Source organism: Zavarzinia sp. CC-PAN008, from assembly GCF_051903925.1.
Lineage (GTDB): Bacteria > Pseudomonadota > Alphaproteobacteria > Zavarziniales > Zavarziniaceae.
The window spans coordinates 4,459,721-4,474,808 of sequence record NZ_CP173678.1 but is presented as its reverse complement, the minus strand read 5'-3'; the positions used below and the strand labels follow the sequence as shown (position 1 = coordinate 4,474,808).

The 15,088-nt window shown below is 68.5% G+C and carries 12 protein-coding genes; 6 read left to right on the top strand and 6 right to left on the bottom strand.

What is annotated here, in order from left to right; all coding sequences use genetic code 11:
- Positions 1-2: 2 nt before the first annotated feature.
- On the bottom strand, positions 3-695 hold the full coding sequence (locus ACI6GS_RS20785) for a TetR/AcrR family transcriptional regulator (protein WP_439815382.1): 693 nt from the start codon (positions 693-695) through the stop codon (positions 3-5).
- A gap of 62 nt (positions 696-757) precedes the next feature.
- On the opposite strand from ACI6GS_RS20785, the gene ACI6GS_RS20780 reads away from it, so the two are divergent.
- Both ACI6GS_RS20780 and ACI6GS_RS20775 read left to right on the top strand, forming a co-directional pair.
- Complete coding sequence (locus ACI6GS_RS20780; RefSeq protein ID WP_439815381.1) at positions 758-1,978, top strand: efflux RND transporter periplasmic adaptor subunit; 1,221 nt, start codon at positions 758-760, stop codon at positions 1,976-1,978.
- Positions 1,975-5,148 carry an efflux RND transporter permease subunit gene (locus ACI6GS_RS20775; RefSeq protein WP_439815380.1) on the top strand — a complete coding sequence of 1,058 codons (3,174 nt, stop codon included), beginning with the start codon at positions 1,975-1,977 and terminating at the stop codon, positions 5,146-5,148. Before ACI6GS_RS20780 ends, ACI6GS_RS20775 begins: the two co-directional genes overlap by 4 nt.
- A 13-nt stretch (positions 5,149-5,161) precedes the next feature.
- On the opposite strand, the gene ACI6GS_RS20770 is transcribed toward ACI6GS_RS20775, so the two are convergent.
- Positions 5,162-5,344, bottom strand: coding sequence for a hypothetical protein (locus tag ACI6GS_RS20770; RefSeq protein ID WP_439815379.1), 183 nt, complete (start codon positions 5,342-5,344; stop codon positions 5,162-5,164).
- Between the two features lie 243 nt (positions 5,345-5,587).
- Here ACI6GS_RS20770 and ACI6GS_RS20765 point away from each other — a divergent pair, with 243 nt between their 5' ends.
- The gene (locus ACI6GS_RS20765) at positions 5,588-6,922 is read left to right on the top strand and encodes an LLM class flavin-dependent oxidoreductase (protein WP_439815378.1); all 1,335 of its coding nucleotides are present in this window, start codon (positions 5,588-5,590) and stop codon (positions 6,920-6,922) included.
- A 175-nt stretch (positions 6,923-7,097) separates the two neighbouring features.
- Here the strand turns inward: ACI6GS_RS20765 and purS are convergent, their stop codons facing one another.
- The 3 genes from purS to ACI6GS_RS20750 form a co-directional block, all read right to left on the bottom strand.
- On the bottom strand, positions 7,098-7,340 hold the full coding sequence (gene purS, locus ACI6GS_RS20760) for a phosphoribosylformylglycinamidine synthase subunit PurS (RefSeq protein WP_439815377.1): 243 nt from the start codon (positions 7,338-7,340) through the stop codon (positions 7,098-7,100).
- Complete coding sequence (gene purC / locus ACI6GS_RS20755; RefSeq protein WP_439815376.1) at positions 7,337-8,101, bottom strand: phosphoribosylaminoimidazolesuccinocarboxamide synthase; 765 nt, start codon at positions 8,099-8,101, stop codon at positions 7,337-7,339. Before purC ends, purS begins: the two co-directional genes overlap by 4 nt.
- Before the next feature lie 148 nt (positions 8,102-8,249).
- Complete coding sequence (locus ACI6GS_RS20750; protein WP_439815375.1) at positions 8,250-9,290, bottom strand: DUF2336 domain-containing protein; 1,041 nt, start codon at positions 9,288-9,290, stop codon at positions 8,250-8,252.
- A gap of 266 nt (positions 9,291-9,556) precedes the next feature.
- Here ACI6GS_RS20750 and glpK point away from each other — a divergent pair, with 266 nt between their 5' ends.
- Positions 9,557-11,068, top strand: a complete 1,512-nt coding sequence (gene glpK / locus ACI6GS_RS20745) for a glycerol kinase GlpK (protein WP_439815374.1) — start codon at positions 9,557-9,559, stop codon at positions 11,066-11,068.
- A gap of 8 nt (positions 11,069-11,076) precedes the next feature.
- On the opposite strand, the gene ACI6GS_RS20740 is transcribed toward glpK, so the two are convergent.
- The gene (locus ACI6GS_RS20740; RefSeq protein WP_439815373.1) at positions 11,077-11,943 is read right to left on the bottom strand and encodes a dienelactone hydrolase family protein; all 867 of its coding nucleotides are present in this window, start codon (positions 11,941-11,943) and stop codon (positions 11,077-11,079) included.
- 238 nt (positions 11,944-12,181) lie between these two features.
- Between ACI6GS_RS20740 and ACI6GS_RS20735 the strand changes: the two genes are divergently transcribed.
- Both ACI6GS_RS20735 and ACI6GS_RS20730 read left to right on the top strand, forming a co-directional pair.
- Positions 12,182-13,750, top strand: coding sequence for a caspase family protein (locus ACI6GS_RS20735; protein WP_439815372.1), 1,569 nt, complete (start codon positions 12,182-12,184; stop codon positions 13,748-13,750).
- A 460-nt stretch (positions 13,751-14,210) separates the two neighbouring features.
- Positions 14,211-14,921, top strand: coding sequence for a septal ring lytic transglycosylase RlpA family protein (locus ACI6GS_RS20730; protein ID WP_439815371.1), 711 nt, complete (start codon positions 14,211-14,213; stop codon positions 14,919-14,921).
- The last annotated feature ends 167 nt before the right edge of the window (positions 14,922-15,088 follow it).

Below are 15,088 nucleotides of genomic sequence, written 5' to 3'. Positions count from 1 at the left end.
CCTCAGCCCCTGGTGTCGGCTGTCTCCCCAGGCCGGGGCAGCAGGCCATAGAGCAGCAGGTCTGCGTGGGTCTGGGCATAGGCCTCGATGTCGAGGTCCTGGCTGCCGCCGAACAGCATGAGCCACATCAATGCGGCCAGGGCCGGCCCGTTGATGATCTGGGGAAAGCGGTCCAGCGCCGTCTGGCGGAACTCACCCCGCGCCATGCCCCGCCAGACGATCAGGCGGGCGATGTTGGCGGAGCGGCTGACCACTTCGCGGTGATAGATCTCGGTCAGTTCTGGAAAGCGCGCGCCTTCCGAAATCAACAGGCGCAACATCTCCCGCTCGCGCTCCTGCGTAACAAGGCGGATATAGGTCTGGCGCAGGTGTTCGCGCAGCAGGTCGACGGTCGAGCCCTGGAAGCCGGCGATCGCCTGCTCCGCCTCCTGGAACAGGGGCTGCACATGATGGCTGACGACCGCGTTGAAGACGGCCTGCTTGTTGGCGAAATAGAGGTAGATCGTGCCCTTGGTGATGCCGGCACGGCGGGCAATGCTCTCGAGCGAGGCGCTGCCATAGCCGCGCTCGATGAATTCGTCGAGTGCGGCGTCGACGATTTCGGCCGGCCGCTGGGCCTTGCGCCGCTGGCGCACGACCGTGCCCGCCTGACCGGCGGGCCCGCGCGACTGAGTTTTTGTCACAGCCTGGTCCATTGACACCCCTGACGCAGTGCAACACATATGCTGACGTTTCCGTCAGTAAAAAGGCTGATGCGGTGACCAAGACGTACAGCCTGGCCCCATCCGGTTCAACCCTGGCGCGGCCTTTGCCCGCAGCGGCGCGGGGCCGGCGCCTGGGTGTGCTCGGCCTGGTGCTTGCGGGCCTGGTGCTTGCCGCCTGCGACGGCGAACCGCCGCCGGTGGCGCCGCCTGCCGCCGACGCGACGGCTGCGCGCGCGCCAGTGACCGCCGCCGCGACCACAATCGCCCTGGCCGAGGTCAAGTCCCTGCCCATGCGCAGCTCGATTGCCGGGACGGGGTCTGTGGTCGCCTGGGAGGAGTTGCCCATCGCGTCCGAGATCGGCGGCCTGACCCTGGTCGAAGTCCCGGTCGAGGAAGGCCAGGCGGTCAAGGCCGGCGACGTCCTGGCCCGCCTGAACGATCGCGTGCTGCGGGCCCAGACGGCGCAGCAGGCCGCCCAGATCAACGAGGCCAAGGCCATGCTGGCCGAGGCGCAGTCCAATCTGTCGCGTGGCCAGGAACTGCGTCGGCGCGAGGTGGTCAGTGCCCAGAGCCTGGAGCAGCGCCAGACCAATGCCCAGACCGCGCAGGCCCGCGTCGCCTTGGCCGAGGCAGCGCGCCGGGAGATGGAAGCGCGCCTGAATCAGACCGTGATCCGCGCGCCGACCGACGGCTATGTCTCGCGCCGCATGGCGGTGCTGGGCCGCGTGGTCCAGCCGGGGGAGGAGCTGTTCCGCATCGTCCGGGACGGTGTCCTGGAACTGGATGTGGAGGTGCCGGAGAACGACCTCGCCCGGGTACAGGCGGGCCAGCCCGTCGTCGTCCGCCACGGGTCGGGTGTCGAGGTCGCGGCGACCGTGCGCAGCGTGGAGCCGACGGTCGATGCCAAGACCCGCCTGGGTATCGTCCATGTCCGCCTGCCGGCGGGCCAGCCGTTGAAGATCGGCATGTTCGCGACCGCCGAGATCCGCCTGGCCGACGGCCTTGTCGCGGCCGTGCCGGAGGCGGCGCTGATCTGGCGCGATGGCCGGCCTGGTGTCTACATCGTGGAGGACGGTCGCGCCCGCTTCGTCGATGTCGAGACGGGCGTCCGTCAGGGCGGCATGGTGGAGATCCGCAGCGGCGTCGCCCAGGGCGCGCGTGTCATTGCCACCGGCGCCGGCTTCCTCTCCGATGGTGAGCGGATCACCGTGGCGCCGGACGGCGTGCCCATGGCGGCGGCCCCCGCGGCGCAGCCGCCGGCCGCAACGCCATGAGCGGCGACGGCGGGCCGGCCCGCGGCCCCAGCAGCTTCGCCCAGGCCAATACACTCGCCTCCTGGTCGATCCGCAACCCGATCCCGACCCTGGTGGTGTTCCTGGTCCTGACGGTCGCCGGCCTGGTCGGCTTCATGGGCCTGCGCATCAACAACACGCCCGATATCGAGGTGCCGGTCGTCACCGTGACGATCGCCCAGCCCGGGGCCGCCCCGACCGAGCTGGAATCCCAGGTCACCCGCCTGGTCGAGGATACGGTCGCCGGCCTTGGCAATGTCGACCATGTGAAATCGACCGTGAACGACGGCGTGTCGACCACGGCGATCGAGTTCGAGATCGGCATCGACGTCGATCGCGCGACCAACGACGTGCGCAATGCCGTCTCGCGCATCCGCAGCGACCTGCCCGCCGACGTGCGCGAACCGATCGTGAACCGGGTCGACGTCTCCGGCATGCTGCCGCTGATCAGTTACGCGGTGCGCGCGCCGGACATGGCGCCCGAGGATCTGTCCTGGTTCGTCGATGACACGGTGGCCAAAGCGATGCTGGCCATTCCCGGCGTCGCCAAGGTGGAGCGCGGCGGTGGTGTTTCGCGTGAGATCCGGGTTCGCCTGGATCCCGCGCGCCTGATGGCGCTGGGGATCACGGCGGGCGATGTCTCGAACCAGCTGCGCGCCACCAACATCAACATGCCCGGTGGTCGGGCAACCGTGGGCGACACCGAGCAGTCGATCCGTACGCTGGGCAGCGCTGCCAGCGTCGCCGACCTGGCCGCGACCCGGATCAACCTGCCCGACGGGCGCAGCGCGCGGCTCTCCGACCTGGGCAAGGTCGAGGATTCCTGGGCGGAGCAGCGCCAGCGGGCGCGCTTCGACAACAACGAAGTCGTCTCCTTCGGCGTCTACCGCGCCCAGGGCTCGAACGAAGTCGGCATCTCGGACGAGATCCGCAAGGCGGTCGATGCCTTGCGGGCGCAGCATGGCAATGTGGAGATCCGCGAGATCACCTCGGGCGACCTGTTCGTGCGCGAAAGCTATTTCGCGGCGATCGAGGCGCTGGCCCTGGGCGCGTTGCTGGCGGTCGCCGTGGTCTGGTGGTTCCTGCGCGACGTCCGCGCGACGCTGATTTCCGCGGTCGCCATGCCGCTGTCGCTGATCCCCACCTTCGCGGTGATGGGGGCGTTCGACTATTCGCTGAATATCGTCACGTTGCTCGCGCTGTCGCTGATCGTGGGCATCCTGGTCGACGATGCGATCGTGGAGGTCGAAAACACGGTCCGCCACATGCGCGAGGGCGGCAAGACGGTCTACGAGGCCGCGATCGAGGCGGCGAACGAGATCGGCCTGGCCGTCATCGCGACGACGGCCACGATCATCGCCGTGTTCCTGCCCGTCGGCTTCATGAGCGGGGTAGAGGGGCAGTTCTTCCGCGCCTTCGCGATCAGCGCGTGCTTCGCCGTGTTCTTCTCGCTGGTCGTCGCCCGGATGCTGACGCCGCTGATGGGCGCCTATCTGCTGAAGCCGCCCCGCCACGATCACGAGAAAGAGCCGTTCTGGATGGGCGCCTACATGCGCTCGCTCGGCTGGACCATGCGCCATCGCTGGCTGACCATCGCGGCGGGCATCGGCTTCTTTGTCGGCTCGGTCATGCTGGCGGGCCTGCTGCCGTCGGACTTCGTGCCGGCGTCCGACCGGGGCCGTTCGGTCATGTCGGTCGAACTGCCGCCCGGTGCCACGCTGGACGAGACCGACCGCACGGTGCAGCAGATCACGGCCATCCTGCTGGCCCGGCCCGAGGTGCGCGGCGTCTATGCCTCGATCGGGACGCCGAGTGCCCAGGGCGGCCCGGCCGGCGGCGGTGCCTCGGCCGGGGAGGTGCGCAAGGCGACGCTTGTCGTCAACCTGAAGCCGCCGGGCGAGCGGGACCTGACCCAGCAGCAGTTCGAGCGCGAGGCCGGGCAGGAGCTTCAGGCCCTGCCGGGTGTGCGGATGCGCTTCGGTGCCGATGGCTCTTCCGGCGCGCGGGCCAGCGTCATCCTGGCGTCCGACGATGCGGCGGCGCTGAACCGCGCCGTGACCCAGGTCGTTCAGGAGATGAAGGGCATTCCCGGCCTGGCGAATGTGGCCTCGACTGCCGCCCTGTCGCGGCCCGAACTGCTGATCACGCCGCTGGCGGACAAGGCAGCGGCGCTCGGCGTCTCGGCCAACACGATCTCGCAGGCGGCGCGGATCGCGACCCAGGGCGATGTCGACCAGGCCCTGGCCAAGTTCAACCTGCCCGATCGCCAGATCCCGATCCGCGTGATGCTGGAGGAGCAGGCCCGGGCCGACCTGGACACGATCGCCAACCTGAAGGTGCGCGCCGGCAACGGCCAGGCCGTGCCGCTCAGCGCCGTCGCCAGCTTTGGCTTCGGCAGCGGCCCGGCCCAGATCGACCGCCTGGACCGCCGGCGCAGCGCCACGATCGAGGCGGAGCTGGGCGGCCAGCCCCTGGGCGAGGTGACGGAGCGCATCCACGCGCTGCCCACCATGCGCAACCTGCCGGCCGGCGTGCAGGAAGTCGCCTATGGCACCAACGAGCGGATGGCCAACCTCTTCCGGGGGTTCGCCATCGCCCTCGCCGCGGGCGTGCTGCTCGTCTACACGACGCTGGTCCTGCTGTTCCGTGGGTTCCTGCAGCCCTTGACGATCATGACGGCCCTGCCGCTGTCGCTGGGGGGCGCGCTGGGACTGCTGCTGCTGTCGGGCAAGGCGCTGTCACTTCCGGCGCTGATCGGCATCGTCATGCTGATGGGCATCGCCGCCAAGAACTCGATCCTGCTGGTGGAATACGCGATCATGGCGCGGACCGAGCATGGCCTGGATCGCGCGACCGCGATCCTGGATGCCGCGCGCAAGCGGGCGCGGCCCATCATCATGACGACCGTTGCCATGGGTGCCGGCATGCTGCCCATAGCACTCGGCATCGGCGCCGATACCGAGTTCCGCTCGCCCATGGCGATCGCGGTCATCGGCGGCCTGATCAGCTCGACGATCCTGTGCCTGCTCTATGTGCCGGTGGTCTATACGGTGGTGGACGATATCCAGCGGCCGCTGAACCGGTTCCTGCGCCGGTTCGTGACGCCTAAGGAGACATCGGCACCGCAGCCGCCGGGCGCGCCGGCGGAATAGGCCGGAAGGGCGCTCAGCGCCCCGCCAGGGCCAGCACCTCGGCCGGGGGCTCCGGGACCGTGGCGCCGGGCTGCACCGTCCCGGCGCGATGACCGATCAGGGCGGCGCCGCCCATGGCCGCCATCACCATCATGGCCAGGGCGGGAACGATGCTGAGCTGGTGCGACCGGCTTTCGCGGACCTGGGGATCGGGCATCGCGGACCTCCGTTTCTGACTGGCTGAACACGGCGCGGCCGGATTCGATCCCGATCCTGTCAGTGGAGGTCCTTGCGTTCCGAAAACCAGACCTCGTGTTCTGATTACCGGTCCAAATGCGCGCCGGGCGGCGGTTTCACACCCTGAACGGCGGTAGACGGCGCCATGCGGCTTTCTGGCGCCTGCCCAGTCGGCTTCCGGGTCCTAGGCTTTCCTGACGGGACAGCCTGCGGAGGGGCGGACGTGACGCGGCAGATGCATCTGGTCGGCTACCTGATGGCAGGGCCCAGCTGGCACAACAATGGCAGTTGGCGCCACCCCGAGAGCGACACGGCACGCACCTTCGACCCGGCCCGCTACGAGCATCTGGCCCAGGTGATGGAGCGCGGTTGCTTCGACGGCCTGTTCTTCGTCGACGTCGCCTGCATCTTCGACAACTACGCCGCGACCTTCAAACCGATGGTCCAGTGGGCGGGCCAGATGACGATGATGGACCCGATGCAGTTGCTGGCCACCATGGCGCGGGCGACGAAACACATCGGCCTGGCCGCCACGATGACCACGATGGGGAACTTTCCGTACCAGATCGCCCGCCAGTTCGCGACGCTGGACCATATAAGCGGCGGCCGTTGCGGCTGGAACGTCGTCACCTCGGCCTCTGCCGCGGAAGCGCGCAACTTCGGCCTGACCAGCATGCCCAGCAAGAACGAGCGCTATGACCATGCGGACGAGGTGCTGGAGGCCTGCTACCGGTTGTGGGGCTCGTGGGAACCGGGAGCCGTGCTGCACGATCAGGCGTCGGGCATCTACGCCGACCCCGACAAGGTCCACTATGTGGACTATGAGGGGAAGTACGTGCGCTCACGCGGGCCGCTGACCACGCCGCGCGGACCGCAGGGCCGACCGGTCATCATGCAGGCGGGCTCCTCACCGCGCGGCCGCGCGTTCGCTGGCCGCTGGGCCGAGATGATTTTCACCCACCAGGGCGAACGAAGGGCGGCGCAGGCCTTCTATGCCGACATCAAGGCCCGCGTCGCAGCCCATGGCCGCAAGCCGGAGCATTGCGCGATCCTGCCCGCCATAGACGTGATCGCAGCCGAAACCCGGGCCGAGGCGGAGGACCTGGCGGCGCAGTACGACGCGCTGGTCAATCCCGAACTGGGCGTGGTCGAGATGTCGCTGGTCCTGGGGCAGGACCTGTCGCCCTATCCACTGGACGCGCCGGCCGCGGGGATCGACACCAGCGCCAGCAATGTGCAGGGCGTGGTCGACAACCTGAAGAATGGGGGAGCGTTCGGCGAACTGACCCTGCGCGAGGCGGGGCGCCGCTATGGCGTCAACCAGATGACGCCGCGCATGATCGGTTCACCCACCGAGATCGCCGACCAGCTTCAGGACATGTTCGAGGCGGAATGCTGCGACGGCTTCATGGTCGTGCCGGCAGCCTCGCCCCGGGGCTACGAGGATTTCGTGCGCCTCGTGGTGCCCGAACTTCAGCGCCGCGGCCTGTTCCGCAAGGAATATACCGGCCGCACCTTTTACGAGAACCTGTTCGGCGAACCGGTGCCGGCGTTCTGAGCGTTGGCGTTGGGGCAGGGAGTGCGGAGGCCGCGGCCCCAGCATCCTTCGAGACGCCCTTGCAGGGCTCCTCAGGATGACGCGCGCTGGAAATTGTGCATATAAAACAACAGCGTCATGCTGAGGAGCCGGCCATCAGGCCGGCGTCTCGAAGCATCAGGGGCAACGCCGACGCTCAGCCCTCGAGGTCGATCGAATAGCTTTCGATGACCGTGTTGGCGAGCAGACGGCGGCACATGGCGTCGACCGATTCCCGGGCCTTGGCCGCGTCGGTCTCCGCCAGGTCGAGGACGATCAGCTTGCCCTGGCGGACCTCGCCCACGCCCTCGAAGCCAAGGCCGGCCAGCGCGTTGCCGATCGCCTTGCCCTGGGGGTCGAGGACGCCCGACTTCAGCATGATCCTGACGTTCGCCCTCACTGCATCACCTCCGGCCCCTTCATGTCGCGCGGCCCGCCTTCGGGCAGGATGCCCAGCCGCCGCGCCACTTCGTGATAGGCCTCGGCAGCGCCGCCCATGTCGCGGCGGAAGCGGTCCTTGTCCAGCTTCTCGTTCGTGCGGATGTCCCACAGCCGGCAATTGTCCGGGCTGATCTCGTCCGCCAGCACGATGCGCATGTCATCGTTCTGGTACAGGCGGCCGAACTCGACCTTGAAGTCGATCAGGCGGATGCCGATGCCCAGGAACAGCCCCGTCAGGAAGTCGTTGATCCGCAGCGTCAGCGCGATGATGTCGTCGATTTCCTGCGCGGTCGCCCAGCCGAATGCCGTGATGTGCTCCTCGCTCACCATGGGATCGTTCAGCTCGTCCGACTTGTAGAAGAACTCGATGATCGAGCGGGGCAGGTTGGTCCCCTCCGCGATGCCGAGGCGCGTGGACAGCGAGCCCGCCGCCACGTTGCGCACCACGACCTCGATCGGCACGATCTCCACTTCCTTGATCAGCTGCTCGCGCATGTTCAGGCGACGCAGGAAGTGCGTGGGCACCCCGATGTCGCCCAGCAGCGTCATGATGTATTCGGAGATGCGGTTGTTGATGACACCCTTGCCGGTGATCACGCCCTTCTTCTGGTTGTTGAAGGCGGTGGCATCGTCCTTGAAGTACTGGACCAGGGTGCCAGGCTCCGGCCCCTCGTACAGGACCTTGGCCTTGCCCTCATAGACCTGCTTCCGGCGGCTCATGAGCGCGTATCCTCCGGCACCAATGAAAAAGGCGCGGGGTCGGTGGCCGAGCCCGCGCGCGAGAGGCAGGACCATAGCGAAGTCGGGTCCGGCAGACAACCGGACCAGGCCGCCGCCCGCGCGACCCTGACCTGCGCGGGGCGGGGCGTCAGGTTTCGCCGTCGACGATGCGGCGCAGCGCGTCGAGGTAGAGGCCGTCGCGCGACCAGTGGCGCATCACGGTGCGCGCCGCGGGCGAGGTCAGGCGGTCATAGAAGGCGGAGATCGCTTCCACCTCGGCGTCGGTGACCGGGCTGGACGAATTGCGGGCCTTGCGCGTCAGCTTGAACAGCGACAGGAACAGCGGCCCCTCGACATAGAGCGCGCGGCAGGCAACGGCCAGGCCTTCCCCGCCCGGCTCATAGAGGATGCGGCGGGCCAGCAGGACGCGCACGCCCAGCAGGCGGGCAAAGCCTTCCTCGAACAGCGGCACCTCCCCCCGGGCCAGCGCCTTGTAGAGAAAGGCGACATCGAGGTCGCCCGCATTGTGCAGCTTCTCGACCAGGCGCTCGACCGGGCTTGGCCGGTTGCGCGCAAGGTCCGCCCCCCAGACGACCTCGGCCGCCGTCTCCGAGATGACGTCGTCCAGTTCCTGGGCGTCCAGCTTGAAGTGGGTGACGATGAACTTGCGCAGGGCCGCCGATACCCAGGCGCACATCTTGCGGGCCATCGCCGCCGGCAGTTCGGGGCGGTGGACCAGGGGATTCTGGAAACGGTCGACACGCTCGGACTGCTCGACCAGATAGGCCAGGGTGTCCTGAGTGATGCGTGCGTCCGGATTGTCCAGCAGGGCGACGATCACATCCTCGTCGCCGGTATCGACCAGGGCCTGGGACACGTCCTCGGACAGGTCCTTGCGCATCGCGATGGTCAACTGATGCTGGTAGGTGCGCTGCTGCACGATCTCGATCAGATCGGCGTCCTTCAGCACCTTGCTTTCCAGCAGGATCGGATGCGCCACCTCGATCCTGTCGTTCGCCAGCAGGACGATCAATTCGTGCGGCGCGTCGATGCTGTTCGCCAGCTTTTCCGCCAGGCGGACGCGGACGGCCATTTCGACATCGTGACTGAGCTGGCGCAGGATGTCGTGCATCAGGACCCGCTCGCGCTGGTTCAGCGTCTTGTGCTCCTCTTCGAAGAGCTCCGACACCAGCGTGAACAACTCCCGACGCCCCGCCTGATTCTTGCGCCGCGCAAGCAGCAGCAGGTCTTCTGCCGACCGCTCCTTGCTTCGGTGAGAGGCGATGGTTTCCATGCCCCATAGAAGGCGGGAAACGGACTTAAGGGCCAGTTAACAGGTGCGCTTGCGATGCACAATTCCCGGTATCTGGCATCGATGGCTCCATGCACCCGCTGCGCGCGTAGCCCTTGACCACGCGGTCCGCCGATCGCAAGCCTGTGCGGGGGAGGATCGCAATGACCAACGCGACCGCGCAAGGCAGCTACATCCTGGCCATCGACCAGGGCACGACCAGCACGCGCGCCGTGCTCTATGACGCGGGCCTTCAGCCTCTGGGCGAGGTGCGGCGCGACCTCACGCAGTCCTATCCCGCAGATGGCTGGGTCGAGCACGACGCGGACGAGATCTGGCAGGCGAGCCTCTTCGTCGTGCGCAGCCTCATCGCCCGCTTCGGCGTGGACCCTGCCGCGATCGCCGCGATCGGGATCACCAACCAGCGTGAGACGACCGTGCTGTGGGACCGCGCCACCGGTCGTCCCGTGGCGCCCGCCATCGTCTGGCAGGACCGCCGCACCGCCGCCCTGTGCGAGCGGCTGCGGGGGCAGGGGGCAGGCCCCCTGGTCGCGGAGCGCACCGGCCTGGTGATCGACCCCTATTTCTCTGGCACCAAGATCGCCTGGCTGCTGGACCATGTGGACGGCGCGCGGGACGCGGCGGCGCGCGGCGCGCTGGCCTTCGGTACGATCGATTCCTTCCTGCTGTGGCGCCTGACGGGCGGCCGGGTCCATGCGACCGACGCGACCAATGCGTCGCGCACCTTGCTCTTCGACGTCCGCCGGCAGGCCTGGGATCCCGAGCTTCTCCACCTGCTGGACGTGCCGGCCGGCCTCCTGCCCCAGGTCAGGGATACGGTCGGGGACTTCGGTGCCTGCGATCCCGCTCTGTTCGGTGCCGCCATTCCGATCCGCGCCCTGGCTGGCGACCAGCAGGCGGCGGCGTTCGGCCAGGCATGCCTGGCGCCCGGCCGGATCAAGGCGACCTATGGCACCGGCTGCTTCGTCGTCGCCAATACCGGCGAGACGCTGGTGCGGTCAGCGCACCAGCTGCTGGGCACCGTCGCCTGGCGGATCGCAGGGCAGCCAGCCTATGCGCTCGAAGGCTCGATCTTCGTGGCAGGTGCCGCCGTGCAATGGCTGCGCGACGGGTTGAAGCTGTTCCCGGCCTCACCCGATATCGAAGGCTTGGCGGCCCAGGCCAATCCCCAGTCCCAGGTCGTCCTGGTGCCGGCCTTCACCGGCCTTGGCGCGCCCTACTGGAACGCGGGAGCCCGGGGGGCGATGTTCGGGCTGACGCGGGACACCGGCGTACCCGAACTGGCGCGCGCCACGCTGGAGGCCAATGCCTTCCAGACCTGGGACCTGATCGAGGCCTTTGCCGCGGACCTGGCCGCCCATGGCCTGCCGATGCCGGACACGCTCCGTGTCGACGGCGGGATGGTGGCCAACGGACTGGCCATGCAGATCCTGGCGGACCTGACGGGCCTGGTGATCGAGCGCCCCCGCGTGACCGAGACGACTGCCTTTGGCGCCGCCGCCATGGCCGGGCTGGGGGCTGGCCTGTTCGACACAACGGACGCGGTGGCCGCGCGCTGGCAGCTGGACCGCCGGTTCGAGCCGGCCATGCCGGCGGACGAGCGCGACGCGCGGCGGGCGGCCTGGCACGACGCGATCCGCCGCGTCCAGGCCTGAGCCAGGCGTCAGCCCGCGCCGTGCGTCTTCAGCCAGTTGACCGCGCGTGAGAAGGCGTCGGCCGCCGCATCGGGGTCGTAGGCAGCGCGGTAGTCGGCATGGAAGCCATGCGCGGCATTGGGGAAGATCTGGAATTCCGCCTGCTTGCCCGCCGCCTTCAGGGCCGCATCCATGGCTTCGACGTCGCTGACCGGGATGCCTTCGTCCTGGCCGCCATACAGGCCAAGGACGGGCGCCTTCATCTCGCCCGCCAGGTCCAGCGGCGACTTGGGGTGCAGCGGATCGGGGGTCCCCTTCAGCCGCCCATAGAAGGCAACGCCCGCATCCAGTGCCGCGGCATGGGCGGCGTAGAGCCACACGATGCGACCACCCCAGCAGAAGCCAAGGATGCCCAGGCGGCTGGCGTCGCCGTGCTCGCTGAGGCCCGCCTGCACCACGGTCGCGTCCAGGTCGGCCATCACCTGCTCGTCCGGCACCTTGGCCACGATCGCGCGGATGGCGTCGATGTCGGTCATGCCCGACACATCGCCCTGGCGCGCGAACAGCTCGGTCGCGACCGCGCAATAGCCCTGGTGCGCCAGACGGCGGCAGACATCCTGGATATAGGCGTGGACGCCAAAGATTTCCTGCACCACCAGGACGATGGGAAAGGGGCCGTCCCCCGCGGGCCGGGCGCGATAGGCCGGCAGCTCGCCCGTGCCGGTGTCGATCGTGATCGGGCCGGCGACCAGGCCGTCGGCGCTGGTGGCGATGGCGCTGGCGGCGACGGGACCCGCCGCCAGGGTGAAGCCGACCGCGATCCCCGTGGCCAGCAGGCTGCGGCGGCTCATCGCCTGGGAAGCCAGGCGCTGCAGTTCTTCGTCCAGGTCCATCATGCCCCTACTCCTTCTGCGACAGCGTGCAGACTGTGACCGCCGTAACCAACCGGCCTTGGCATCTGTGACCAGGGCTACACCAAGGCGCATGCAAAATTGACGGTCACAGAGATAGTATACATCTCATGTCTGTCCGAAGACGACGGACGACGCCCACCGTGTCTGCTCGCTTATCTGGGCCAAAGGGGGCATTGCCGACGGGTCCCGGACACTGATGCGTGTATTCGAGGAGCGATTGATGTCCCGCTGGAGCCGCATTCTCGGCCTTTTCCTGGCTGCGACCCTGGCCATGGCGGTCCATGCCGCGCCGGCCTGGGCAGAGAAGCGGGTGGCCCTGGTCATCGGCAATTCGACCTATGGCTCACTGGGCAACCTGCCCAACCCGGTCAATGACGCCAAGCTGATCGAACGGACGCTCAAGGGCCTGGGCTTCACGGTGACCACCGTCACCGACGCCGACCAGCGCGCGATGAAACGCGCGATCCTCCAATTCGGCGAAAGCTTGCGCATGGCGGGCCAGGACACGGTCGGCCTGTTCTTCTATGCCGGCCACGGCATCCAGGTGCGCGGCGAGAACTACCTGATCCCGGCCAAGGCACAGCTCCAGTCCGAGGCCGACGTCGAGGTGGAGGCGGTGAACGCCGCCTGGGTCCTGGCGCAGATGGAGTATGCCGGGAACCGCGTCAACATCGTGGTGCTGGACGCATGCCGCAACAATCCGCTGCCCCAGCGCAGCGTGCGCTCGTCGGGTACCGGCCTGGCGCGGATGGATGCGCCGCGCGGCTCGCTCGTCGCCTATTCGACGGCGCCCGGCGGCGTCGCCGTCGACGGGGCGCAGAACAACAGTCCCTATGCCTCCGCCCTCGCGCGGGAGATGCAGGTTCCCGGCGCCTCGCTGGAGGACGTGTTCCGCAAGACGCGAATCTCGGTCCTGCAGGCGACGGGCCAGCAGCAGGTCCCCTGGGAATCCTCGTCGCTGACGGCAGATTTCTTCTTCAACGCGCAGACGGTCGTCGTCGTGCCGCCGACGCCCGCGGTCCCGTCGACGCCCGACCCGCAGATCGAGCTGGCCTTCTGGAACGCGATCAAGGACAGCACCAACCCGGCCGACTTCGACGCCTATGTGACCCAGTTCCCGCGCGGCAATTTCGTGGCCCTGGCCAAGGTGCGGCGCGACCAGCTGGGCCGCGGCGGCAGCCAGGCGGCGCGGCCCGTGGTGTCCAGCCAGGGCCAGGCGGCTCAGCAGGCGGCTGCGGCCGAGGCGGAACGCCGGCGCCAGGAGATGGCGACGCGCGAGCAGGAGGTCCAGCGCCAGCAGCAGGCGCTGGAGGAGGCGCGCGTTGCCCTGGCCGAACAGCAGGCCGATGCGGCGGCCCAGCAGGCAGCGGCCCAACAGGCGGCGCAACAGGCGGCAGCCCGGCAACAGCAACCGCCGCAGCAGACGGCGATGCTGGTGCCCCCGCCGCAGCCGGCGGTCGGTGGGGCCGCGGTGTGGTCGGGGACCTTGGTCCTGTCCACCTTCGCCAAGTCCAAGACCGAAGTGCCGGTCAGCGTGCAGGTGCAGGACAATCGGTTCACTGGGCAGGTGCTGATCGGCCGCGACTACTGGACGCTGTCAGGTGGGGTCGACGCCGCCGGCCGGCTGGTGGGGGCGAAGCTTGTGAATGGCAACAACGGCTATCGCATCACCGGCGGCCTGGGCACGGCCCGGGGCGAATACTGGGCGCCGCAGATCCAGGGCTACAACGACCAGGTCCGTCCCAACAGCCCCTACCGCCTGGATTGGACGATGACGCAGACACAATAGGCAGCGAGCGCCAAGCCCGCGCGAAGCGGTCAAGGGGCCCGGCCAGAGACTGCTGGACCGACTTAGAAAAACAGACTGATTTTCCGGCCCTGTGGGCTGGCGGTCACAGGTAGAGGGGCGACGCCGACCAGCGCCGCCCCTTTCATTTTGCCTGCGACAAGCGAGCACGAACACTGTTTGGCGCGGCTTGGTTCCAGGCAGGCGCGCTTTTCGGATTGCGGCGGCTTTTCGGCACGGCGGAATACTTGAATCAGGCGGGCGTCAAGCGCTGAATAATTTTACGATGTCGACATGAATTCTTGATGATTTCAGTTAGATGACTTTAGCAATGTCGAGTACAGATCGTATGCGGCTTCAAAAGATTAACTTCTGATAACGAATTGTATCGAAAAGTAGCTTGACGGCGGCCTGCGGGTGACTGTATTCGGCTTGCAATGACCGTTACACACCGACCTGCGGCGTGACCAACCGGCCACGCATGCTCCTCGCGGCGATCGCGACCGGGCTCCTCCTCGCCGGCCAGGCATGGGCGATCGAGCCCGTGCGGACGCCGATCCCGAAGCCCCGGCCGGCGGCCTCCTTGCCCGGCGCCCACGCCGCGTCCGGCATGGTCGGTCACCCCCGCATGGACGGTGTCCTGGGCCGCCTGACGGTGGCACCGCCTGCCGCGGGAAATCCCGCCGTCCCGACGCCCCGACCGCACGGCCTGGCCCGGCTGCATGGTCTGGGCGATGGGCGCGAACTGCCGGTGTCGCGCATCGCGGCGCCGACGCGCTCGATCCCGAATGCGGTCAGCACCGCGCGCATGATGGCCCTGCCGCCGATGATCCGGCGGGCCCCGGCGACAACGCAGGTCGGCATCGCCACCTGGTACGGTGGCCGCTTCCACGGCCGCCGCACGGCAAGTGGCGAAGTCTTCGACCGCAACGGCCTGACGGCGGCGCACCGCACCCTGCCGTTCGGCACGCGCGTCCGGGTGACCAATACCCGCAATGGCAAGTTCGTGGATGTGCGGGTCAACGACCGCGGGCCGCATTCCCGCCGCCTGATGATCGACCTGTCGCAGGAAGCCGCGCGCCGCATTGGCGTCACCGGCTCGGGCGAGGTCAGGATGGAGGTCCTGGACCCCGCCAGTTCCGCCACCCTGCGCGAGGTTGCGACCCGCGACTGACCGGCAGCCTTGCCCCGCGCCCTCGGTCCCGGTTCCGGGGCCTGGGTAGCGACCCAGGGCGGACTGCCGCATCCCCATGAACGCCGGGGGCCGCAATTGGTTCCTCGGCCGTGCGCGATCGGCGCCATGGCCCGGCACGATTGTGGTCCTGGCCGAAAAGCCGTGAG

What these genes read in the sequence shown, in the direction of transcription:
- ACI6GS_RS20785 (WP_439815382.1), bottom strand. Translation starts at nt 695, where the DNA reads ATGGACCAGGCTGTGACAAAAACTCAGTCGCGCGGGCCCGCCGGTCAG.
- ACI6GS_RS20775 (WP_439815380.1), top strand. Translation starts at nt 1,975, where the DNA reads ATGAGCGGCGACGGCGGGCCGGCCCGCGGCCCCAGCAGCTTCGCCCAG.
- ACI6GS_RS20770 (WP_439815379.1), bottom strand. Translation starts at nt 5,344, where the DNA reads ATGCCCGATCCCCAGGTCCGCGAAAGCCGGTCGCACCAGCTCAGCATC.
- purC (WP_439815376.1), bottom strand. Translation starts at nt 8,101, where the DNA reads ATGAGCCGCCGGAAGCAGGTCTATGAGGGCAAGGCCAAGGTCCTGTAC.
- glpK (WP_439815374.1), top strand. Translation starts at nt 9,557, where the DNA reads ATGACCAACGCGACCGCGCAAGGCAGCTACATCCTGGCCATCGACCAG.
- ACI6GS_RS20740 (WP_439815373.1), bottom strand. Translation starts at nt 11,943, where the DNA reads ATGATGGACCTGGACGAAGAACTGCAGCGCCTGGCTTCCCAGGCGATG.
- ACI6GS_RS20735 (WP_439815372.1), top strand. Translation starts at nt 12,182, where the DNA reads ATGTCCCGCTGGAGCCGCATTCTCGGCCTTTTCCTGGCTGCGACCCTG.